Annotated in this window: 25 protein-coding genes, 1 tRNA gene and 2 other RNA genes; 21 read left to right on the plus strand and 7 right to left on the minus strand. The window is 28.6% G+C overall.

The window, feature by feature from the left end; genetic code table 11:
• Positions 1 to 12: 12 nt before the first annotated feature.
• Positions 13 to 750 (minus strand): tRNA pseudouridine(38-40) synthase TruA, encoded by a 738-nt coding sequence (truA, locus tag MC061_RS00955; RefSeq protein ID WP_259536123.1) that lies wholly within the window; start codon positions 748 to 750, stop codon positions 13 to 15.
• A gap of 165 nt (positions 751 to 915) precedes the next feature.
• Between truA and recA the strand changes: the two genes are divergently transcribed.
• The 6 genes from recA to plsY all read left to right on the plus strand — a co-directional run bounded on the left by recA (position 916) and on the right by plsY (position 7,257).
• A complete protein-coding gene (gene recA, locus MC061_RS00960) occupies positions 916 to 1,977 on the plus strand; it encodes a recombinase RecA (protein WP_259536124.1) in 1,062 nt (353 codons plus the stop codon).
• A gap of 213 nt (positions 1,978 to 2,190) precedes the next feature.
• Positions 2,191 to 2,886: a phosphatidylserine decarboxylase gene (locus MC061_RS00965; RefSeq protein WP_259536125.1), complete on the plus strand. Its 696-nt coding sequence runs from the start codon at positions 2,191 to 2,193 to the stop codon at positions 2,884 to 2,886.
• Positions 2,883 to 3,653: a CDP-alcohol phosphatidyltransferase family protein gene (locus MC061_RS00970; RefSeq protein ID WP_259536126.1), complete on the plus strand. Its 771-nt coding sequence runs from the start codon at positions 2,883 to 2,885 to the stop codon at positions 3,651 to 3,653. The genes MC061_RS00965 and MC061_RS00970 overlap by 4 nt, the downstream gene beginning before the upstream one ends.
• 100 nt (positions 3,654 to 3,753) lie before the next feature.
• Complete coding sequence (locus MC061_RS00975) at positions 3,754 to 5,067, plus strand: alanine/glycine:cation symporter family protein (RefSeq protein ID WP_259536127.1); 1,314 nt, start codon at positions 3,754 to 3,756, stop codon at positions 5,065 to 5,067.
• Entirely contained in the window at positions 5,057 to 6,523 is a 1,467-nt protein-coding gene (locus MC061_RS00980; RefSeq protein WP_346268842.1) for an alanine/glycine:cation symporter family protein, read from the plus strand. Before MC061_RS00975 ends, MC061_RS00980 begins: the two co-directional genes overlap by 11 nt.
• 134 nt (positions 6,524 to 6,657) lie before the next feature.
• Positions 6,658 to 7,257: a glycerol-3-phosphate 1-O-acyltransferase PlsY gene (plsY, locus tag MC061_RS00985; protein ID WP_259536130.1), complete on the plus strand. Its 600-nt coding sequence runs from the start codon at positions 6,658 to 6,660 to the stop codon at positions 7,255 to 7,257.
• A 37-nt stretch (positions 7,258 to 7,294) separates the two neighbouring features.
• Here plsY and MC061_RS00990 read toward each other — a convergent pair whose 3' ends face one another.
• Positions 7,295 to 8,200, minus strand: coding sequence for a cation diffusion facilitator family transporter (locus tag MC061_RS00990; RefSeq protein WP_259536131.1), 906 nt, complete (start codon positions 8,198 to 8,200; stop codon positions 7,295 to 7,297).
• Positions 8,201 to 8,236: 36 nt separating this feature from the next.
• Positions 8,237 to 8,309, minus strand: a tRNA-Val gene (locus MC061_RS00995).
• Between the two features lie 626 nt (positions 8,310 to 8,935).
• Here MC061_RS00995 and ssrS point away from each other — a divergent pair.
• The 9 genes from ssrS (at position 8,936) to dnaN (ending at position 16,067) form a co-directional block, all read left to right on the plus strand.
• Positions 8,936 to 9,096: non-coding RNA, 6S RNA (gene ssrS / locus MC061_RS01000), on the plus strand.
• 37 nt (positions 9,097 to 9,133) lie between these two features.
• On the plus strand, positions 9,134 to 9,592 hold the full coding sequence (locus tag MC061_RS01005; RefSeq protein WP_259536132.1) for a type II toxin-antitoxin system RatA family toxin: 459 nt from the start codon (positions 9,134 to 9,136) through the stop codon (positions 9,590 to 9,592).
• Between the two features lie 60 nt (positions 9,593 to 9,652).
• Positions 9,653 to 10,360, plus strand: coding sequence for a DsbA family protein (locus MC061_RS01010; protein ID WP_259536133.1), 708 nt, complete (start codon positions 9,653 to 9,655; stop codon positions 10,358 to 10,360).
• Between the two features lie 399 nt (positions 10,361 to 10,759).
• An RNA gene (ffs, locus tag MC061_RS01015) (signal recognition particle sRNA small type) lies at positions 10,760 to 10,850 on the plus strand.
• Positions 10,851 to 10,873: 23 nt separating this feature from the next.
• Positions 10,874 to 12,361, plus strand: a complete 1,488-nt coding sequence (gene dnaX, locus MC061_RS01020) for a DNA polymerase III subunit gamma/tau (protein WP_259536134.1) — start codon at positions 10,874 to 10,876, stop codon at positions 12,359 to 12,361.
• 28 nt (positions 12,362 to 12,389) lie between these two features.
• A complete protein-coding gene (locus MC061_RS01025; RefSeq protein ID WP_259536135.1) occupies positions 12,390 to 12,722 on the plus strand; it encodes a YbaB/EbfC family nucleoid-associated protein in 333 nt (110 codons plus the stop codon).
• A 265-nt stretch (positions 12,723 to 12,987) separates the two neighbouring features.
• Complete coding sequence (locus MC061_RS01030; protein ID WP_259536136.1) at positions 12,988 to 13,686, plus strand: P44/Msp2 family outer membrane protein; 699 nt, start codon at positions 12,988 to 12,990, stop codon at positions 13,684 to 13,686.
• Between the two features lie 189 nt (positions 13,687 to 13,875).
• Entirely contained in the window at positions 13,876 to 14,769 is an 894-nt protein-coding gene (locus MC061_RS01035) for an RNA polymerase factor sigma-32 (protein ID WP_259536137.1), read from the plus strand.
• 200 nt (positions 14,770 to 14,969) lie between these two features.
• Complete coding sequence (gene dnaN, locus MC061_RS01040) at positions 14,970 to 16,067, plus strand: DNA polymerase III subunit beta (protein WP_259536138.1); 1,098 nt, start codon at positions 14,970 to 14,972, stop codon at positions 16,065 to 16,067.
• Positions 16,068 to 16,234: 167 nt separating this feature from the next.
• On the opposite strand, the gene ftsY is transcribed toward dnaN, so the two are convergent.
• Positions 16,235 to 17,149 (minus strand): signal recognition particle-docking protein FtsY, encoded by a 915-nt coding sequence (ftsY, locus tag MC061_RS01045; protein WP_259536140.1) that lies wholly within the window; start codon positions 17,147 to 17,149, stop codon positions 16,235 to 16,237.
• A gap of 195 nt (positions 17,150 to 17,344) precedes the next feature.
• Between ftsY and iscU the strand changes: the two genes are divergently transcribed.
• From iscU to MC061_RS01065, 4 genes are read left to right on the plus strand one after another with little or no spacing between them, the layout of a single operon-like run.
• Complete coding sequence (gene iscU, locus MC061_RS01050) at positions 17,345 to 17,767, plus strand: Fe-S cluster assembly scaffold IscU (protein WP_259536142.1); 423 nt, start codon at positions 17,345 to 17,347, stop codon at positions 17,765 to 17,767.
• On the plus strand, positions 17,760 to 18,161 hold the full coding sequence (locus tag MC061_RS01055) for a HesB/IscA family protein (protein WP_259536144.1): 402 nt from the start codon (positions 17,760 to 17,762) through the stop codon (positions 18,159 to 18,161). Before iscU ends, MC061_RS01055 begins: the two co-directional genes overlap by 8 nt.
• Positions 18,118 to 18,621: an iron-sulfur cluster co-chaperone HscB C-terminal domain-containing protein gene (locus tag MC061_RS01060; RefSeq protein WP_259536145.1), complete on the plus strand. Its 504-nt coding sequence runs from the start codon at positions 18,118 to 18,120 to the stop codon at positions 18,619 to 18,621. The genes MC061_RS01055 and MC061_RS01060 overlap by 44 nt, the downstream gene beginning before the upstream one ends.
• Positions 18,599 to 20,368, plus strand: a complete 1,770-nt coding sequence (locus tag MC061_RS01065) for an Hsp70 family protein (RefSeq protein ID WP_259536146.1) — start codon at positions 18,599 to 18,601, stop codon at positions 20,366 to 20,368. The genes MC061_RS01060 and MC061_RS01065 overlap by 23 nt, the downstream gene beginning before the upstream one ends.
• Before the next feature lie 19 nt (positions 20,369 to 20,387).
• Here MC061_RS01065 and lepB read toward each other — a convergent pair whose 3' ends face one another.
• On the minus strand, positions 20,388 to 21,116 hold the full coding sequence (gene lepB / locus MC061_RS01070) for a signal peptidase I (protein WP_259536147.1): 729 nt from the start codon (positions 21,114 to 21,116) through the stop codon (positions 20,388 to 20,390).
• 375 nt (positions 21,117 to 21,491) lie between these two features.
• Complete coding sequence (gene smpB / locus MC061_RS01075) at positions 21,492 to 21,941, minus strand: SsrA-binding protein SmpB (RefSeq protein ID WP_259536148.1); 450 nt, start codon at positions 21,939 to 21,941, stop codon at positions 21,492 to 21,494.
• Positions 21,942 to 22,041: 100 nt separating this feature from the next.
• On the opposite strand from smpB, the gene MC061_RS01080 reads away from it, so the two are divergent.
• Positions 22,042 to 22,569 (plus strand): Na+/H+ antiporter subunit E, encoded by a 528-nt coding sequence (locus tag MC061_RS01080; protein ID WP_259536149.1) that lies wholly within the window; start codon positions 22,042 to 22,044, stop codon positions 22,567 to 22,569.
• A gap of 46 nt (positions 22,570 to 22,615) precedes the next feature.
• Positions 22,616 to 23,176, plus strand: a complete 561-nt coding sequence (gene purN / locus MC061_RS01085) for a phosphoribosylglycinamide formyltransferase (RefSeq protein ID WP_259536150.1) — start codon at positions 22,616 to 22,618, stop codon at positions 23,174 to 23,176.
• Positions 23,177 to 23,328: 152 nt separating this feature from the next.
• Here purN and ribF read toward each other — a convergent pair whose 3' ends face one another.
• Entirely contained in the window at positions 23,329 to 24,258 is a 930-nt protein-coding gene (ribF, locus tag MC061_RS01090) for a riboflavin biosynthesis protein RibF (protein ID WP_259536151.1), read from the minus strand.
• Positions 24,259 to 24,319 lie beyond the last annotated feature (61 nt).

The following is a 24,319-nucleotide window of genomic DNA, read 5'->3' on the forward strand; positions in this document are numbered from 1 at the left end:
TATAATAAACATTTAATAATCTATCTTGACTAAATAAAGGCCATAAGGTGGTGCAGTCATACCGGCTGCGCTTCTTTTACATTGAGTAATAATATTGAACATTTCATGAGGATTTGTATTTCTTTTGCCAAAATCAATTAAAGTACCTACGATAATTCTTACTTGCTTATATAGAAATGATATTGCAGATATTGTAATATAAATATGATCGATTTTTTTTACAATATTAATACTATCAATTGTTTTTATTGGATTTCTCACTTGACAATCTTTCGATCTAAAGCTTGAAAGATTATTCTGACCAATGAGATATTGAGCTGCTCTATTCATAATATCAATATTAATTGGTTCCATGACATACCATGCATAACCAGAGCCCAATACTATTCGTACATCTCTATTAATAATACGATATTCATAATATCTTTTTTTTGCTGAAAATCTTGCATGAAATGTATTATCTACAATACTTACATTGAGTATCACAATTGGAATTGATTTGAGATAAAAATTTAGTGCATTACGAATTGTTTCAAGTGTGTACTCCACTTCAAGATCACAATGAGCGACTTGTCCTATAGCATGTACTCCTGCATCAGTTCTACCACTACAATATAACTCTACTCTTGTACCAGTAAATAAAAATATTGCATTTTCTATTGCCGCTTGAATGGAATTAGAAGATTGTTTTTGCTTTTGCCATCCCGAGAAAGAATAACCATTATATTCTATAATAAGTTTATAACGCATAAAAGCCTTAATTTTTCACATATACCTTAATCAGTTTAACATACTCTCTTTGAGAGAGTACAATGAATCTTTATATACTTTAAATTATTATATCGCACATAAAGCCTTGGCAAACTAGTCTGAGTATCGCATAATTATAACGTGATATAACATATACCAAGATTTATGAATCTAGAATTAGAGGATAAACAATCTGATAAACAGCAATCCTTGGAAAGAGTAATCAATCATATTGAAAAGACATTTGGTAAGGGTATCATCATGAAGCTTAAACAACATCCTTTAGATCAAGTCGAAACAATATCAACAGGATCTCTTGGACTGGATTTAGCGCTTGGAGTAGGTGGATTACCAAAAGGACGTATAGTAGAAATATTTGGACCTGAGAGTTCTGGTAAAACTACTCTTGCTTTACATGTCATTGCTGAAGCACAAAAAATAGGAGGCATTTGTTCTTTCATTGATGCAGAACACGCATTAGATCTATCATATGCATGTAAACTTGGAGTACACATTGATGATTTAATCATTTCACAGCCAGATAATGGAGAACAAGCATTGAACATAGTAGAAAACTTAGTCTGTTCTGGTGCAATTGATGTGATAGTTGTTGATTCTGTAGCAGCATTAACTCCAAGAGCAGAAATTGAAGGTGAAATGGGTGAACAACATGTAGGTTTACAAGCAAGGCTTCTTAGCCATGGATTACGTAAGCTGACTTCTGTAGTTGCAAAAGCAAATTGTATATTAATATTTATTAATCAAATACGTATAAAAATAGGCTTTATATATGGCAATCCTGAAACTACTACAGGTGGTAATGCCTTAAAATTCTATACTTCTATACGATTAGATATTAGAAGAATTGGCACAATAAAAGACAAAATAAATATTGTAGGTCATGAAACACGAGTAAAAGTAATAAAGAATAAAGTCGCGCCTCCATTTCGAGAGGCAAAATTTGATATTATGTATTCTGATGGTATCTCGCGCACAGGAGAGATATTAGATATAGCAACAAAGCTTGGCATGATTATAAAATCAGGTGCTTACTATTCTTATAATAATATCCGTCTTGGACAAGGGAGAGAGAATGTAAAAAATTACTTTAAAAATAATCAGCAGATTGCACATGAAATAGAATTGAAAATTCGAGATTTCATTTTTAAGCATGATGATGATATCTGTATAAATATAGATAGTAATCATCACATTATAGAAGAGTAATAGATGATCTTTAACGATAAAAATATATTGAGAGAGAGTTGAGTATCGCTTTATCATATATTCAATATTATATTTAACTATCAGAAAAAGGAATCCTGTACTACATTAAATAGGTCACTGATCACATATAATGAAATTACTATTCAAAAAAACATCTTCACATGCTCATTGAGAGATGTTAAGTTATTAACAAATAATCTATATGTAATCACAATGAAATGTTATGTCTTCCCTAATATACATAAATCAGGATATCCATTTATATTCTTCTTTTGTATAGTTACGTGTATTGCGTGTGTTTTTTTATGGACTATTGGCGTAGTATGTATATTTTTAACATTGTTATGTATTTATTTTTTTCGTGATCCCGTGAGAATTGTACCAGATAACAAGAATCTAATACTCAGTCCTGCTGATGGTATTGTGAGTCATATTCAAGAAGTTATTTATCCACAATCATTCTCAGGTGAAGAAAACAGAAAGTATACACTTATTAGTATATTTTTAAGTGTATTTAATGTGCATGTTAATCGCATACCTATTTCTGGTACAATCAAAAAAATGCAATATAAGAAAGGAAGTTTCTTATCTGCAATGAATCACGATTCTTGTAATGAAAATGAAAAACAAATAATTTTAATTGAATATCAAAAAGGTAAGGAAATTATTTTAGAACAAATAGCTGGTATGTTAGCTAGACGCATTATATGTCATTTAACAGTTTCGCAACATGTTACAGCAGGAGAACGATTTGGTATTATAAGATTTGGTAGTAGAGTTAATATTTATCTTCCTTCTAATATGAATATTAGGATTGCAGAAGGACAAACTCTGATAGGTGGTGAAACCATTATAGCAAGCTTAAGTACAGAAGATATGCAAGAGAAACCCACTTATCACTGTATATGAATCAAGATAGTGATAATAATAGATTATTACCTATTACTAAGCTATTTCCAAATTTTATTACTTTATTAGGATTATGTTCTGGTCTAACTTCATTAAAATTTACATTTAACCAACAATGGGAATGTGCCGTGATCTTTGTAGTGATTGCTGCAATAATAGATGGTATGGATGGTAGGATAGCTAGAATACTAAAATCAACTAGTGATTTTGGAGCTCAACTTGATTCTTTTGCAGATTTTCTCAATTTTGGTGCAGCACCTGCCTTTCTTTTGTATTTTTGGAAATTCAGAGAAATTAAAATTATGGGTTGGATATTAGTAATGATATATGTTATTTGTATCTCAATTAGACTTGCAAGATTTAATGTTTTGATACAGATAGAGCAACTACATTGGGAAAAATTTTTCTTTTCTGGTGCTCCTGCACCAGTATGTGCTGTCCTTGCATTATTGCCAATTATTATTACCTTACAATCTCATGAAAATGCACTTTTCAAATTAATGGAATATATTTTTAATATGAGAAATAGTGCTTTTTACTTTTTAGGAATCGCATTATTTTCGATTAGTCATATTCCTACTTTTTCTGCTAAATATCTTTATATCCCCAAAAATCTCTCTTATATATTTCTATCATTTGTTGGAATACTAATTGTTTTATTGATCAGCAAACCATGGATTACATTACCAATTCTAATAATAATTTATCTATTGAGTACTCCTATTAGCATAGGTTATTACATATATTTTGCATATACAAATAAGTAAATCACATACAAATATAATCATAGTAGATAAAAGTAAAGACATATGACAATAATGTTTAATTATAAATATATACCAATTATTATACTAAATATCTAAAAATATGTGGACTATTCCATTCATCACTATATGGGTTCTCACTACTGGTATATTCTGTACTGTACAATTTAAATTTATTAATATTAGATTATTCAAATATGGAATACACACTTTAATTAATCTTAATCATAATATTAATAATTGTGGCGTCATTACCCATATTCAAGCTTTCTCTACGGCCCTTTCCGGAACAATAGGTCTAGGCACAATATCAGGAGTTGCAATTGCTGTGACAATTGGAGGACCAAGTACAATTTTTTGGATGATCATTACAGGAATATTTTGTATGTCGATAAAATTTGCTGAAGTAGTACTAGCATTTATTTATAGATCCGAAAATCCTATTGGAGGATCTTTTTACTATATTGAGTACGGCCTTGCAAAACTTGGATTTATTATAACAGGCAAATTACTTGCTTATATTTATGCCATAATACTTACAATTGCTATGCTATTAGGAGGTATTCCATTTCAAGCAAATCAAATATCTATGTTATCAAATAATCTCTTTCAATATGATATATCAATTATTATCTCGATAGTTGTATTTATTGTATCCCTTGGAGGGATCAGAAGTATTTCTTTTATTGCTACAATCTTAACTCCCATCATGGTAATACTATATATAGTTATATGCATATATATAATATATTTACATGGACATAATTTATTATATTCTTTTTGTCTTATCTTTCAGGATCTTTTTAACACATCTGCTATAGGAGGAGGGATTTTTAGTGGATTAATCACTGGTATAAGAAGAGCAGTTTTTGCTAATGAAGCTGGTACAGGTACAGCTGCTATAGCACATTCAATAGTGCAAGAAAGAGATCCAATAAAAGTTGGTTGTGTTGCAATGCTTGCACCATTTGTAGATACAGTATTAATTTCCTTTCTTACTGGGATCATAATACTGATTACAGATACACATAATAGCATCAATACTATAGGAGATATTACATTAATTAGTAAGATTCTTGTAACAGATATACCCATCTTAAAGACATCTATCTTACCTGTTATGATGTTTTCCTTTGCTTTTTCCACAATAATAGCATATTGTTACTACTATGAAGTAGCTTTGTATTACTTATTTGGTGATAAAAAGATTTCCATCTTATTCCAAATTTTTATAGTAATTTCAGTATATATCAGTTGTGTATCAGAAAATATAGAATATATATCTTATATGGGAGAAAGTTTATTTATGTGTCTCATCATTCCAAATTCCATTGCAATATTTTTGCTAAGAAAAGAAATACTACATGTGATTGATTCCTATTACAATTCTAAAAGGTGTGTTAAAAATGTTTTATAGATCAATAATATATCTTACATTGAGTTATCTATTCTGTAATAATGCGTATAGTTCTGGTTTTTATGAATGTTATGATAGTGTATTAAATCAGATCAATAACTTTATGAATACAGTGCTATTTTTTAAGATTTTTTATATCCCATTTATCATCCTTTTATTATCATGCGGTTATGTTTTTTTAACATTACGTTTTAAATTTCTGAATATCAGAATGTTTTATCACGCATTATCTATTTTATGTGGAAAATATGATACTGAACATCACAGTGGTCATATTACACATTTTCAAGCATTTGCTACTGCATTATCCAGTACAGTAGGGCTTGGTACTGTTGCTGGTGTTGCAATTGCTGTTTCAATGGGCGGACCAGGAGCAGTACCATGGATGATGATTACAGGATTTTTTGGGATGTCAGTAAAATTTTCTGAAGTCACATTAGCATTTAGACATAGAACAGAAGGTCAAGATCAATTATTTAGTGGTCCTTTTTATTATATTAGAAATGGATTAGAAGAATTTGGATTTAGAAAACTTGGTATTATACTCGCTGCTATATATTCAGTATTTTTTGTATTATCAGGTTTTGGTGGAAGTGTCGCATTCCAAACTAATCAAATGGTATCAATATTATCTTATTATTCAGTATGGATAGATAATCATCATTGGGTACTATCTTTGATAGTCTCTATATTACTTGGATTAGTTATTATAGGAGGTATTAAGAGAATCGCTATAGTCTCTTCTGCACTAGTACCTATTATGTCAATAATATATATTGTAAGTTGTATTATTATTATAATATTTAATATTCATAATCTTAGCTATACATTGAAAATACTATTTTCTAGTATGATAGATTTTCATGCTGTGGGCAGTGGAATTTTAGGAGCATTTGTTGCTGGTATTCAAAGAGCAATATTTGCAAGTGAAGCAGGAATAGGAGCTGCAGCAATTACTCATGCAGTTACAAAAGATAAAGAACCAGTAAGAACAGGATTGGTTGCTATGCTAGAACCTTGCTTTGATACTATGCTAGTATGTTGTTTAACAGGTGTCGTAATTGTTATTACAGGTGCATATCAATCTGGTATTGGTGAAGGTATATTAATTACTCAGAAAGCATTTGAAACAGTTGCTCCATGGTTTCCTATACTATTAGTGATTTCTGCTCCTTTATTTGCATTCTCATCTGTAACATCATTTGTATATTGCTGTGAAATGGGATGGCAATATTTATTTGGATTAAAGAGTGTATTTTTATATAGAATAACAGTCATAATAGTAGCATTTTTTTCTGGCCTGTCACAAGATATTATGACTATTGCAAATATAGGTGGTACTTTATTTTGTTGTTTAGCTCTTATCAATATGATCGCTCTTATACTTTTTAGCAATCAAATTAATAATGAAATACAGTGTTATCTAACAAGATTAAGTAAAGATAAAATAAATTAGTATTTTTATATAACTTGATATATAGATATCAAGTTGATGTATTATGTTGATGTTCATTATACTATTAGAGAATTATATATAATAAACATAGTCATAACATGTCTGCTTATCTATAGTAATATCTGTGGTCTAACATGTTATTTTATCTAATTGCCAGCTTATCCTATATTTTAGGATCCGTTCCTTTTGGCTTGATTATTACAAGAGCAAAAGGAATTAATTTACGCATAATAGGATCAGGAAATATAGGTGCTACTAATGTTATGAGGACAGGACATAAGATACTTGCAGTTATGACTTTATTATTTGATATCTGTAAGGGATTGCTCTCTGTATATATTGCAGAACAATATTTATATGAACAATATGAAATATTGATATGTACTTTTTTAGTAGTCTTAGGTCATATGTTTCCCATTTGGATTAAATGCATTAATGGTGGCAAGGGAGTAGCAACAACTTTAGGGATATTAATAGGATTTGATTTAAGCTTTCATACTTACATAAGTTTATTATTTATCCTTACCTGGGTGATAGTATTTTACATTTTTAGATATTCTTCACTTGCATCTTTAGTCGCAACAATAGTAATTGCGTTATTATTTCTAATCGTCATGAGTAAAGAAGAATTTGCTATGTTATTAGCAATTGCAATATTAATTTGCTGTAAACATTATAGAAATATCATCAATATTATACAAGGTACAGAATATAAATTCTTTAAAAAAATATAATAGAAAAAAATCACTTTATAATATCATATAGTAATTTTTACTGTAATATAGGTATGATTCTCTTATCAATACACTCATTATTCTCAATTTCTACTGTAGAATGAGCAATACTAAACCTATCTAATAGTATCTTTTTTATCTGATATAAGATATCAGTATGCTTAGCATTATGTGTCACCTGAGCATGCATAGTAAGAATCACATACTGATCAGAGAGTGACCAGATATGTATATGATGTACATCTATTACTTCAGTCAATTCTGAGATAATGTGACTTTTAATTTCTTCAGTAGAAATATCTTCAGGTGTGCCTTCAAGTAGAATATGCACAGAATTCTTAAGAATTTTATATCCACTATTAAGTATTATAACACTTACAAATACTGATAAGATAGGATCAACCATTTGCCATCCAGTTATCATGATAATGATGGATGCAAGTATAGCAGCTATAGAACCTAAAATATCTCCTACAACATGTAATACAGCACTTCTAATATTAATATTGCTTTCATGTTTGCTATGTAATATCAAAAAGACTATGATATGGGATGTCAAACTCAGTACAGAAATAATAAGCATTATTTTCCATTCGACAGTAATAGGAAAAATAAATCTCTTAATTGCTTCACTTATTATAATAATTGCAATAAAGAATAAGGTCAGACCATTAATAAATGCTGCGATGATCTGTAATCTATGATATCCATATGATCTCTTTAAATCTGATTTTTTAGATGACAATTTATGTGCGAACCAGCTGAGCACTAATGCGCATAAATCAGTCATCATATGACATGCATCTGATAGTAGAGCAAGAGAATGTGAAATGACTCCACCTAATATTTCCATACACATTGTAATCGCAACTATTACTATAGAATATAGTAAACGCTTCGATTGTGCAGACGATACGTGTTTACCATTATGAATTGCTGTCATATTAGGATCTTTAAATTTTTATCAAATTATTAGTTATGGGTAATACTGGATTCGGACCAGTGACCTCTTGTATGTCGAACAAGTGCTCTACCAACTGAGCTAATTACCCAACCTAATTTGAGTATAATATCTATAACAGAGCAAAAGTCAATAGACCATTTAATATGCACATATTACTAAAAAAAAGCTTTTTCTCTATTAAATCAAATAATATTAAGTATGCCAAAATCTTGCTTTGTAGCACATTCCATTGACATCTCATTCTTCTCATCAAACATTTTTTTTTAAATCCAATCATCCTTCTGTTTGACAGAAGATTATTCTTAACAATGAGAGATCAAAGTTTCTGTTTTATAAAATCTGTTCTATCTCTTCACTCATTCGTTTTATTCTGATTTTCATTTATTATGAAATAATATTGTTAATATATCAAACTTAGTACTCAAAAATTATGTTATCGATGAATATGTAAGAAATATATAATTTCAAGATTAAGGTATACAAACATTCCATAGTTTCCTCATTTTTTATAGTTTGCTAACTTGTCATAACAATGTTCTTATGATTGTCCAAAGATAGAATGTTAGTTATTATTATAAATCTTGATATAAAATTCTACTACCTGATTTTTTTACGAAAGTCTCTTAATTTCATTTAAGATTGAATTGGCGATTTTATAATTAGATCTACTATATCATTTATAGACAAGACATATATAAATGATATAATCCTGATCAGGATCTGTTCTATACGTGCTTAGTGAAGTAATGCATTTCCGAGCGATAAATTGCAAATCAAGGGAATTACCTCTGTTGATTTTTGAATTGATATGTGATACCCACCTTAACTTCAGGTCTTGGAAAGATACTAGAACTGACGGTAGATACGGATCCTAATATTATTAGGGACATCTTTCCGATTTACTAGACCTTTATGATACATAAATATACAGCACAAGAGATTGTATTATGTACTGCTGACAGAGCATTTCACATTGTGTATGATATTGAGCAATATCCTAATTTTCTTCCTTGGTGTCAATCAGTATGTATTAAAAATAGGAGTGATAAGATGATAGTAGATATGACAATCTCATTTCAAGGTATTGAGGCAACATATACATCAGAAGTGCATTCTCTCTTTTCTCATGAGCTCCATAAAGGATGGATCAAAGTAGTCTCAACACACGGAATATTTCAATATTTATACAATGAATGGAAATTTGTGCAAATAGATCAAAAGAAAACAATAGTTATCTTTTATATAGAATTTATCTTAAAATCTCACTCATTTTCTTATCTACTCAAATTAGTATATAGGTATATATATAACAAGATGATTGATGCATTTAAAATAAGAATGCAATTTTTAAATGAAAATCAAGTATCTTGACAGATTTTAGATCTGAATGTATTTTTGATACTCATCTAATGAGATAGAATCGATATTTGCATGGTTAAGCCATTTCTTTTTTTATTTCTCTGCATCTTATGCATAAGTAGTAACAGATCTTGTATATCAGAAATTGTACACATTCAAGCACAAGAGCAAGATTATATAGGGAGATCAGAAGATGATGTATTATCACTACTAGTCGATGATAGATTTCTAGGTGATCTACAGGCTCCTATTATTATGATTGAATACTCTTCGTTAACCTGTTATCATTGCGCACTTTTTCATAAAGATGTTTTTCCAAAAATTAAAGCTAAATATATAGATACAGGTAAAATGCTCTATATATTTCGCCATTTTCCTTTAGATTATAGAGGTTTACAAGCTGCAATGTTAAGTACATGCTATGATAATCACGAAGATTATTTTCGCTTTAATAAAGATTTTTTTGAATTATCATCAAATTGGAATTTTAATAATTTAAGTGATCTTGCAATGTTACAAAACATTGCCGAGCTTAATGACTTAAGTACTGAAATGTTAAATCAATGCATGAATAATATCACAATACTGAATAAGATTGTTAATAATAAAGCAATTGCAATAAATAAGCTTGGTATTACTGCTACTCCAATTTTCTTCATAAAACTCAATCAGCATTCTCCTGATATTAATTTGAATGATATCAGGCATGAAGGATCTAAAAAGATTGAGTACTTCATGGATATAATAGATACATTATATGTGAAAACTATAGTACACTAAATTTAGTAGTAGAAATGATATGATCTTATTCTATATTAATATACCTACTGTGTTCTAGTATGAACATAATATATTAAGACAATTTAGAATGATATGAACATTCTCATTGCTTAGGCATCCTAGTGTATCTTACTGACACATCCGATAAAATCAGACATTAAATCTTTTTTTTTTGCAATATATGCTTTCATAGAAAAATGCTAATCTCTTTAATATATAGAATCTGAGATACAAGAATTCTGCTATGTCCTTCCTATCTTAAAGAGTCAGATGATAGATAGACAAGTCAATAGAATCAAAGTAAGATTTCAATATTGATATTATGGAAAGAAGAAATATAAAAAATATAAATCAATATATGAGATATTGTACAATTAAAAAATACAGTATAATATTTATTTATGGTATGCAGGCAAAAGCTCTGTAATCTGGTCAGGTCAGAAATGAAGCAGCCATATCAGATATTCTTTTGGGTTGCATACCGATTCAAAGATAGTGAATGTCAGAAATCTTATGAATATCGCACTAAAATATCGTCCTATTAGATTTAAAGATTTAGTTGGTCAAGATATATTGGTGCGCATACTAAAAAATGCTTTTACTTTAAATAAAATTCCACAATCTATATTACTCTCTGGTAGTAGTGGGATTGGAAAAACTACTACTGCTAGGATTATAGCTTTATATTTAAACTGCTCTTCTCAAGAATCTATACAAGAACCTTGTGGTATATGTGAAAATTGTATAGCGATTAAACTCTCGAACCATCCAGATGTGATAGAAATTGATGCAGCGAGTAATACTAGTATTGAAGATGTCAAAGTTATCTTAGGCAATATTTGTTATGCACCTATGAGATCTAAATATAAAATATACATAATAGATGAAGTACATATGTTATCTAATAGTGCATTTAATGCATTACTTACCACACTAGAGTCTCCACCATCAAATGTTAAATTTATTTTAGCTACTACAGAAATCAAAAAAATTCCTATGACTATTATTTCTAGATGCTACAGATTTGATTTACATAAAATCACTATTATTAACATAATAGAACGTTTATATGAAATTGCACAACAGGAAACTTTTTCTATCGAACGTGGATCGTTAGAATTAATTGCAAAACACTCTAGCAATTCAATGAGGAATGCATTATTTTTAATGAATCAAGCAGTATTATATAGCGGAGATAATACAACAATATCTATTATACACATAAGAGAAATATTAGGCTTAGTAGACAGTAGTATTACTTTTAAGCTATTAGATGCAATTCTCATGGGAGATATTAAACAAGCTATTTTAATATTTGATACAAGATTACATCTTGTAAATCCTATTAAGCTTTTTGAGGATATATTGCATACAATACAATTAATATGTCGTTTTTTAATTATCAAAGATATTGATGTGGTCATTCCAGAGTATGAACAAAATGAAATAAAAGCATTAAGTATAAAGAAGAATTTAATATTTTTTGCGAGATTATGGAAGGTATTACTCAAGGGACTACAAGATATTCAAGCTTCAACATGTAGTGATGTTGCTATCGAAATGATATTAATTAGTCTTTGTTATCTTACTGATCTTCCATCTCCAGAACAATTAATGAAAAATAATATTTTAACATATCATGATCAAGCGCAAAATATTAATAATGTCGAAAAGATCAAACAACAAAACTATGATTTTGAAAAAATTTTACAATTATTACAAGAGAATGATCAACTTTATCTTTACAAAGAATTATCTACTAATCTAGAATTAGTAGAGTGTAATCCTGGTTATTTAAAATTAAAAGCTAAATCTAAAATAGATGGTAACTTTTATACTCACTTAAAAAATTACTTAGAGAAAATGTTTCAAAAAAAATGGATTATTGAGAGTGAGCAAGATCATCTGGAGCATCAGATCAGTAATGTCAGCGATATACCTGAGATTAAGGATGTTCTTGATGCATTCCAAGGAGCACAAGTGATTAAAATACAAGAATAATAAATTAAAAAATAATGAGGTATAAATTGTGGATTTAACTCAAATAGTAAAACAAGCACAAGAGATGCAGAAAAAACTATCTGATGCTCAAAACAAATATCTTGGAAAGGAGTTCCAAGGTATATCTGGTGGTGGAAAAATTTCTATATTAATAGAAAGGGTCAAAATAGGTAGCTATAAGGTTACAAAAGCAAATATTGATTTAGATTTGATACGTACAGAAGAAAAAGATATAGTAGAAGATTTAATAGTCGCTGCATTTAATAATGCTATGAAAAAAGCAGATGAAGAAATCGCAGATGTTGCGTCTGAGATTGCAGGTATGGTACCTTTGCCACCTGGATTAAAGTTTCCATTCTAACAATTTGATTTACGAGATAATTACTTCATATTCTCTAATACTTATCTCAAAATCTTTTCAATATAATCATATTATCTAAAAGATTATGTACGCTATTGCATATCATAGATCATATTGCAAGAGACATTTTGTCTATGCCCTGATACTGTTGATAGTAGATCTCAACCATGTAAAATTTTGTTGTATGTGATTAGAGCGCTTGACTGAAATTTATTTTGCAATCACAATATTATGTGTAAAATAATTTTATTTATAAGGAGCAATTATGAATTATAAAAAGTGTTTTTTATCAATAGTGTTGGTCACATTGCTCAGTATTTCACACTCTTCTTTTTCTTTAGAAGCTTTAAGAGAGATATATGACTATGATGAAGAAACAAATTACTATATTAGTTTACAATACAATAGCTCGTTCTTTCCTGTTAATAAAGAAATAATTCATGATCAAAATCATAATCATACAAATAAAATAAGACATCCTTTTAAGTCTTCTTTTTTTTCTGGTAGTGCTGCTCTTGGTTATCAGATAGACGATCTAAGAATAGAACTTGAAGGTATTTACTCACCAATTAATGAAAATATATTATCTAAGATATCTACAGGATATAATACTGAGCTTGCTAATGATTTTTCAATCATATCAGGAATAGTAAATCTATACTATGACATAATAATAGAAGATTTCTCTCTCACACCATATGTAGGACTTGGAGTTGGAACATCTTATATAAGACATCCTAATATAGACAACTTATTTACTAATAATAGTAATATTTTTGCTTTTGCATATCAAGCAAAAGCTGGGATTGGTTATGAAATGACGCCAGAAATAACAATATATGCTGGTGCACGATACTTTGGAACTTATGGAACTACATTTGAACAATTAGTTGTACAAGACAACAGAACACAAATAATTTACAGCACTCTTGGTGCAGAAACTGGTATAACATTTAATTTTTAATATGATTTTTTTAGAAATATTTCTTGACCCTTTAGAACTGTATTATATTATATCATTGGTATCATTATAGGAACAAGATCTCTTCTTGTTTTTTTAGTAATGAGCTATCTGTGAGTGTTAATTATAGTAAATACTTCTTAAGTATAATATCTATATGCAATAAATGGAGATCATGAATGAGGAATAAATATGTTTACTTCAATAAAAACTGTATATGGTGATAATACTACTAATATCTTACAATACATGACTAAGGTAAAAAAGTTTCCTCTGTTATCTCAAGCAGAAGAAATAGAATTATCAATAAATTGGCATCAATATCATGATGTAGAATCTGCACATACATTAATTACTAGTCATTTAAATTTAGTAGTAAAAATTGCAATGAAATTCAAGAATTATGGTCTTTTATTGATGGATCTAATTATGGAAGGAAATATAGGTCTTATGCATGCAGTAAAAAAATTTAATCCTCACTTAGGATTTAGATTTTCTACTTATGCTGTGTGGTGGATCAAAGCATCAATAAAAGACTTTATATTAAAATCCTGGTCATTTGTAAAGATAGGTACAACACAAGCACAAAGAAGATTATTTTTTAGTTTACGAAAAACTAAAAAAAGAATTTTACAATGTAGTAATAGAGAAGTTTTAAATAATGAAGAAATTAAAGCTATTTCTAATGAACTTGCTGTTTCTGAAATGGAAATTATTCAAATGAATCAACGATTTGCTTTAAGAGATCAATCACTCAATGAAGCAATAAAAATAGATGATGACTCTAAAAGACAATTGCAAGACATCATCTCATGTAATACTGAAAATCAAGAGATGAATTACCAATATCATGAAGAAAAAGAGATTAAAGAGAGAATGCTAAAAGATGCCTTAGATACTTTAAATGAAAGAACTAGAGACATTTTTATTAGTAGATTTTTATCTGAACATCCAAAAACTCTAGATGATTTGAGCAAAAAATATTGTGTATCAAGAGAAAGAATTAGACAATTAGCAGAACAAGCGATGTGTAAAGTAAAGCAATATATCCAATCTACAAGAGCTCACTTTCATTTACAGATATAGATATATATTATAAATATATCTATATCATGAATGCTTTTTGTGTCATTGCTTATTCAAACGAAATATTTTTTTATTATGACTAATCATGATTCTTTGAGACTTGAGAGAATAATTTAAACAATGATATTAAAAGTTATATTCTATATTATATAGTATATAATCTCATCACCATATTGGTCACTTTATGCATTACTCGAAATATGAATTTTAGTGTCAGACGAGATAGTCTGCTGAATATTCTCTCTAGAATCAGTGGTGTTGTTGATAAAAATAACTCAAAAGAGATTATCTCTTATCTTAATATTAGCACTCAAGAGAACAGTATCAAGTTCATGGCGACTGATCTTGATATTGCAATATTTGCTTCATTAGATGCCACTATATTACAATCAGGAGAAGTAAAAATATCAGTATATACTTTACATAGTATAGTAAAAAAGTTATCAGGTGAATTAATAGTCACTTTTACATTCACAGATCAAGGTAAGTTACTGATTTCTTGTGGTAATTCATACTTTTCATTACCGAATTTAATCTCTAATCATTATCCCTCTCTTGAAGAGGATAATTTTAAATTTCAATTTTCTATACTAAAAACAGCTCTAATAGATTTATTAAATAAAACTAAATTTGCTATTTCATTAGATGACACGCGATATAATCTAAATGGCATATATCTACATACGGATCATCAATTTTTATATAGCGTTGCAACTGATGGTCATCGTTTATCTTGTATAAAAACGATTAAGCCCAAAAATATTAATAGTAATTTTGGTGTCATAATTCCACGTAAGACTGTCCTAGAACTCTTAAAAATATCAAATGACTGTAACGATATTCACATAAAACTCTCAGAAAGAAAAATCCTATTCATATGTAATAAATATATTTTGATATCAAAATTGATTGATGGTCACTTTCCAAATTATATATCTTTCATACATATAAATCATGATAAACATGTTGTTATTGATAGCAATACTCTTTCAGATGTGATAGAGCGAGTTTCAGTGATTCTATATGACAAAGTCAAAGCTATTACACTCTCCTTACAATTCAATCTATTAACATTGTATGCTCAAACTCAAGATAGTAGTGATTCACGAGAATCTATACCTATAGACTATAATAATTTACCCATAAAAATAGGATTAAATGCACGATATTTACTTGATGCTCTATCATGTATTAATAATAAGTGTAAAATTCAGTTTACTGATGATACACATCCTATCATCATTACTGATGAAGATGATTCGCATGCTTTATATATAATCATGCCAATGAGAATATAAAGATATTGATGTTTTGTTATATTGTATATCCTTAATATATTAGGCTTATAGATATCATATTATATTTTATATACTTTTTTTATGTAAAAAGTCCTGTGATCAAGTCGATAAGTCAGGATGCATTGAATTTAACAGTTTAAATATAAAATCATTCTGTGATAATAATATCAGTCATAATAATTAAATAATGCTTTAATAAATTCTATGCTAGTACATTCTCTGATATCTTCTATACTTTCGCCAGTACCTACAGCATATAGCTTAATTTTATAGGATGAGATTAAACCCACTATTACACCTCCTTTTGCAGTACCATCTACCTTTGTAACAATTATTCCTGTCACATTAACTATTTTATTAAATGCTTCTAATTGATGGTATGCATTTTGTCCTGTAGTTGCATCAAGGACTAAAATTACATCATGTGGAGCACTATTTTCTACTTTCTTAATAGTATTATAAAGTTTTGATAATTCTGCCATTAAATTTATATTGTTTTGTATTCTCCCTGCAGTATCAATTAACACAACATCAGTATGATTATGTATTGCTTGACGGATCGCCTTATATGCTAAACTTGCAGGATCAGAACCATGCTTGCTAGTCAAGATACTACAATTAGAGCGCTCTGCCCAAATAGTAAGCTGCTCATTCGCAGCATGTCTAAAGGTATCACAAGCAACAAGCATGACTGATTTACCAATTTTCTTATATTTATTCGCTAATTTACCTATTGTAGTCGTTTTACCATTTCCATTTACTCCACAAAACATCATGATATGTGGTTTTTTATTCATTCTTATTGGATGTACAGCATCTTTTATTATCATATCTATTTCATAGATTAACTGCCGCATAATCACATCATGTGTAGCGTCTTTATTAAAAGTATAATGTGCTAGATTACTAGTAATCAATTTAGAAGTTTTATAACCAATATCCATACTAATCAGTAAATCCTCTAAATTATCTAGAATAACTTGATCTATTATCTTTTTATTAGAAAGAATCCTTTTGATTCCAGAACTAAAAAAAGAAGAAGTTTTTAATAATCCTTTATAAAGGTGGAGAAGAGTGCTCACGTGATACCTCGATTTAAAAATAAACTTACTGCGATATTAAAAAAATCATTTGCTATATAAAATTACATATAGAGATTACTTTTTAAAATCATGTGATATAAAAATAATACTCTTTTAAGAATTATATTTACTTAATTACTTTAATATAATCTAGCAATATGTTACCATCTGGAATTAGAGTTTCTAGGTAATATTATGAGTTATAATAAAAAAATTCTAGATCACTATGAAAACCCAAGAAATGTTGGTTCTTTAGATAAAAAAGATCCAAATGTTGGAACCGGTCTAGTAGGAGCTCCATCTTGTGGAGATGTTATGAAATTACAAATAAAAATTGATGCACAAGGTATAATTGAAGATGCCAAATTCAAGACTTTCGGTTGTGGGTCTGCCATTGCTTCAAGTTCATTATTAACGGAAATGATCAAAGGCAAAAAGATAGAAGATGTTATGAAAATCAAAAACACTCAGATCTCTGAAGAACTATCTTTACCTCCAGTTAAAATTCATTGTTCTGTCCTTGCTGAAGAAGCGATAAAAGCTGCTATTCGTGACTATAAGAGTAAGCAAAGTCAAGATTTATTAATGAGTCATATCAAAGATCAAGATAATGAATAAACCGCAACAAAATATTAATAATAAACCTCTAATTACCCTGACAAAACAAGCAGTGGAAAGAATAAGATATTTGATGACTATACATACACAAGAGACTTCTAGTCTATTAACATTACAAGAAGTCATAGGTATAAGGATAATAATTACACGGAAAGGATGTGCTGGTTTAAAATATAATATTGAATATGCATATGAAATTCATCCTTTAGAATATATGATTGATATTCAATGTAGTGACGAGAAAAATATTAAGGTACTGCTTGATTCAAAATCTTTAATGTTTATAATAGGTACCGAAATGGATTATATAGAAGAGAAATTTTCATCTGGTTTCCATTTTAAGAACCCTAATGAAAAAGGAAGATGTGGTTGTGGAGAAAGCTTTATTGTCTAATAATTATTTTAGATTATTTAAATTGCAGGAAAAGTTAGATATTGATCTTAATGAATTAGAAAATCAGTATATAAAATTGATCAAGTATACAATATGCGAACAGCAATCTCAAAATATTGTACAAATTAATATTGCTTATCAAGTTCTTAAATCACCATTAAAGCGTGCTGAACATTTATTAGAAATCCTGAATATACAAATCACACAAGATTATTGCAATGATCCTACTATACTGAATGAAGCAATCACAATAAGAGAAAATATACTTGAATATAATGATTTCAAAAGTGCGAGAATAATGATTGATACAAAACTACAAGAATGTCTGCAAAAATTTTCTCAAGCTTATGATATTCGAGATTTCGAAATATCAATTAAACAGATTATCAGATTAAAATATTTATCTAAGATTTATGCAGAAGTAAAAGAACAAGAGAATGCAATCTATGCAAATGTGTGAATTACCGAATACAAATATACTAGATTCAAATGAAATAATCTTTGGAATAGATCTTGGCACAACTTATTCTTTAATTGCTATGATACATCAAGATGGTAACTTAGAGATATTCAAAGATCAGCATCAAAGGATGCTTTTTCCTTCTGTCATATCATATAAAAAAAATATATTGAAAACCGGCTATGATATAGATGAAGATGCAATCTATTCAATCAAATGTTTAATGGGTAAGAGTGTACAAGATATTGATAGCAATGCTTTTAATTTTAAGATAGATACTGAAAGTAAAAAAATTATTAGAATAAAATGTAATAATGAAAAATACTTAACGCCTATAGAGATTACCTCTCAAATATTAAAATCGCTATGTCAAATGGTAAAACTAACTAAGCAGATATGTGTAATCAAGGCAGTAATTACTGTTCCAGCATACTTTGATGATGCAGCTAGAAATGCCACTAAGCATGCAGCGCAATTAGCTGGCATACAAGTTGTACGTCTCATTAATGAGCCAACTGCTGCTGCTTTAGCATATTCAATTGAAAAGAAGAATAATAGTGGCATATATGCAGTATATGACCTTGGAGGAGGAACATTCGACATTTCAATATTAAAATTACATCAAGGAGTATTTCAAGTACTTGCAGTAGGAGGAGATACTCAATTGGGAGGTGATAATTTTGATGACTTATTAAGAATAATAGTTCTTAATAAGTATATCAATCAGATGGATATACATACTAATTTAACAATTCTTAATACTAGAATTAATAATATACGTGATGTGAAAGAATTTCTTAGTCAATATACTGTAGGTACTTTCGAATTTACAATTCAAGGAAATCAATTTAGCTGTACGATTACTAGAGAAGAATTCTCTCATGCAATTAGTCCATTAGTAAATAAAACTATTAATATTATGACTCGTACTATGCGAGATATAGAGATCACATTAGAAGACATACAAGGAGTAATTTTAGTAGGTGGTTCTAGTAGAGTACCTCTAGTATATAACGCACTCATTAATTTTGTTGGCATGAAAGTATTACATGATATAAATCCAGATACAGCAGTAGTCACTGGTGCAGCTTTACAAGCTCATTACTTAACTTCGCACTCAAAAGAGTCTCACATTCTATTAGATGTATTGCCATTATCTCTTGGGATAGAAACTATGGGAGGAATAGTTGAAAAAATTATACAAAGAAACACACCATTACCAGCGTCAGAAAAAAGAGAATTTACTACCTATACTGATAGACAAGATTCAATAAAAATTCATGTTTGTCAGGGAGAACGTGATATGATCGAAGATAATAAATCACTAGCAGTATTTGAATTAAAAGTAGCTTCTGATAGAGCTGCAGGCTCTGCAAGAATTGAAGTAGAATTTATTGTCAATGTTGATGGTATCCTCACAGTGATCGGCCGAGAAAAAACTACTGGCATTGAAAAAATAGTAACAATCAATTCAAGTATTGGTCTAAGTCGATCTCATATTCAAGATATGATACATCAATCACTTAGCAACTTTGATCACGATATAAAAGCTCGTACTCTTGCATTAGCTAAGATAAAAGGAAATAAACTGATTCATTTAGTAGAAACACATCATCATCTGTCATCTAGCTTAGAATTAAAAACACTATTACAAAAGACAAAAGAGACATTAAAAAGTAATAATATTAATAATATAAATATTATGATTAATCAGTTAGAAATGCTTTCCTTTAAGTTATGTAAATGAAAAAAATCAGTAATCTATATCAGATGACATGATGTAATATTCTATTTAATCTCAAAGCAATAGGAATTCTCATATTAAATGGTATCCAGTCTTTTTTTGCTAACTTAAATGATAAGACAACCATATGTACGCGCCCAATTATATTTTCCATTGGTACGCAACCTACTTCAGGAAACCTACTATCCAAAGAATTATTTCTATTATCTCCCATAACAAAAAAATGATCATGAGGTACATAATATACATTAGTGTTATGTGATAAATGATGAGATAAGTTATCTATTATAATTTCATGTTGTATATTTTGATTTAAGGTTTCTAGATATCTAGAGATATAGCGATTTATATCTTCATCAAAAAAACTTTTCATCTTGATATGTTGTACTTTTTGATCATTGATGTATAATGATCCTGATATCATTTGTACTTTATCACCAGGTAATCCTATTACTCTTTTTACAAATCTCACACCTTCATTGTGTGCAGGTTTAAACACTATGACATCACCTAATTTTGGAGGTACATAAAAAATTCTACCGCTAAAAAAATTTGGAGAAAATGGTAAGGAATGTTTACTATAACCATATGAATATTTAGTAGCAAATATATAATCTCCTTCAAGTAGGGTACTTTTCATTGAACTGGAAGGTATATGAAATGGTTCAAAAATAAAACTACGTATCAAGAATACAATTAACAAGATACTGAATAATGAATAACTTTTATGAAATGTTACTGTATTGAACATATGATTTAATGATTTTAAATAATAGTAATAATTGTAAAATTATACTCATTTCTCAATCTCTTGTTATAAAACATTCATCTGTAAATTATCAAATTTATCTATTAATTTTATTAATTGTTAAAAAAAAACATATTAGTATATAATTAAAAATTATCATTAATAAATGAATATATATTATAGTAAAAACTTATAATGCAGTATTTTATACTATCTTAAGCATTTCTTGATTCTTAAGTTATGATTTTTCTCTCTTCATAATTTCTCTGAAAGAGATAAGATGTTTTTTCTTAATATTCTTATATGTTCATGATATATATCAAAGATATACTTCATAATACTAATATACAATATTAATCCAATACTTAGATAGATTAATTATCCATCTCTCTGAGAGAATCTACTTTTTTCACGCTCCCATACTCTTTGTTTTATAATAGATCTTTTATCGTATAGTTTTTTCCCTTTTGCAATTGCAATCTTAATTTTTACAAATCCTTTATTATTGAAGTAAATTGATAGTGGAATAATTGTCATGCCAGATACTCTAATACATATCACTAATTTCTTAATTTCTTGTTTATGTAAAAGTAACTTACGTTCCCTTTTAGGATTATTCATTCTGAATTGTGAAGTTGAAGATTCTGTAATATGCATATTACGTAGCCACATCTCGCCATTTTTTTCAGTAACATAAGCATCAGCAATACTGACTTGTCTTGCTCTCAATGGTTTTAACTCACTACTTAATAGTATAATTCCAGATTCAAAGATTTGTAAAATAAAATATTCAAATTTTGATTTTTTATTTTCTGCAATGATTTCCATACTCTCTCAAGAGATTTATATATTGATGTATATTACAAGTTTTTCAAATAAGTGTATGTTATATCTTTACTTTCAAGATGAATGTCATACATATTATATTATGTACAACCTAAATTTTAAGTATATCGTTGAATTGTTCTTTTTATTTAGCTCTTTACTCACTATCTGGATTATATTATCAGGTCGTCTTGAGATCGTTTGTATCATATGTGGTGTATTATCTTCTCTTATAGCGCTATATATCTTTAAAAAGATCACAAGAGATAACTATCTTTTGCATAAGATTCTACTTAATACATATAGATTCTCTATTGTAAGATTAATTCATTATATACTATGGTTAATATATCAAATGTTTATTTCAAGTATATATGTTGCAAAACAGGTGTTACAACCCAAATTTAATGCTCATATGCCAATTATTATTCTTTTTGCAGCATCTCATAATCATACTGAAAGTAGTATTGCTCTCTTCGCACATTCTGTGACCCTGACGCCAGGCACTTTAACTCTTGATGTTGTATATCACAATGAAATATACTTATTGCGTATATGTATTATGAATCATAGCTTAGAATGCGGAATTTCTGCAATAGAAATGAGAGTATTAAAAATAATACTCTCATAGAGTCTTAATAGTTAATTCACTATAGTTAGTATATATGTAATTGAGCATGACAAAAATAAAATTAGGTATATTAATATCTGGTAGAGGATCAAATATGCATGCTATTATTCAGGCATGCTATGATCAGAATTTTCCTGCAGAAGTTTCCTGTATTATTACAAATAATAATTCAGCTCCTGGACTAAAGATAGCAACACAAATAGGAATTCCAGCGTTTGTAGTACATGATAAACCTTTAGATGAAACATCAATACATGAATTACTTGTACAACATGCAGTTGATTTAGTATGTCTAGCAGGATTTATGAGAATACTCACATCTGATTTTATCAGTAAGTGGTATAACAAAATTGTCAATATTCATCCATCTTTATTGCCTGCATTTAAGGGACTCAACCCTCAAAAACAAGCATTACAATCAGGTGTTAAAACAGTAGGATGTACTGTACATTATGTAACTTCTGAAGTTGATAATGGTGCAATTATTATTCAATCCACTGTACCAGTGTTATTAAATGATAATATTCATAGTATTTCAAAACGAATTCTTGATGCAGAACATAAGTGTTATGTACAAGCAATAAAATTGCTAGCGCAATTGCATTAAATGCATAAATGATAGATCAGAGATGATAAAGATAGTGCAATGAATATATATGGAATATAAGATATATTTCATCATTTTAAACATTTAACTCTATGTATCATATTCAATATATACGGAATGTTGATATATGAATCAATCAATAAAATATCGCATTAAGCTATGTAAGACTTTAGTTGACGTACTTTTATAATATCATCTTGAATTTGTTGTATTAATTGATCAAGAGCAGAAAATTTTTTTTCTGATCTTATAAATTTTAAGAATTGTATATATACTGTATCATTATATATATTTTGATTAAAATCTAATATGTGCATTTCTATTATAGGTGCCGTAAGATCTTGACATGTAGGTCTCATTCCTACATTTACTACTCCATATAAAGAATGGTTACAGTATATTACTTTAGCGTAATATGTCCCAAATTTTGGCTTAATCATTTCCTCTTGTATTGCTATATTAATTGTGGGAAAACCTATTATCCTGCCTCTGCATGCACCTTTCATAACAATTCCTGATATTTGATAAGGGCGCCCTAGTAATTTATTAGCAATGTCTATCTCACCTATTCTTATATAATTTCTTATTAAAGACGAAGAACAAATTTCTTGATTCATTATTAATGGTGGCAATATATTCAAAGAATACTCGTGATTTTTCATATACTGCTTTAAAGCTAATATATTACCTAATTTCTTATGCCCAAAAGTACAATCTTCTCCAACAATGATATGTTGCGCGTGATATCTTTTTATTAAAATTTCACTCAGGAAATCCTGATATTTTATCTGAGAAAAAACTTTAGTAAAATGAATAATATATAAGTAATCTATATCATAATGACTGATTAGATTCTCTTTTTGCTCTTGATTCATTATTCTAAAATCTTTTCTATTAAATAAAATAGTTGCAGGATGAGGTTCAAAAGTTAATACACCAGATGGTAACCCTTTATCTCGAGATATTTTTTTAAGAGTAGAAAGTATATATTGATGTCCTAAATGCACCCCATCAAAATTACCAAAAGTAACTACTATATTAGTATATTGTCTTTCTTGATCATAATTATCAATTACTTTCATAACATGTTATTTGATACTGCATGATACTATATATTATGTATGATAAATAGATTTTAAAACA

It is taken from the genome of Wolbachia endosymbiont of Howardula sp. (genome assembly GCF_025021925.1).
GTDB lineage: Bacteria > Pseudomonadota > Alphaproteobacteria > Rickettsiales > Anaplasmataceae > Wolbachia.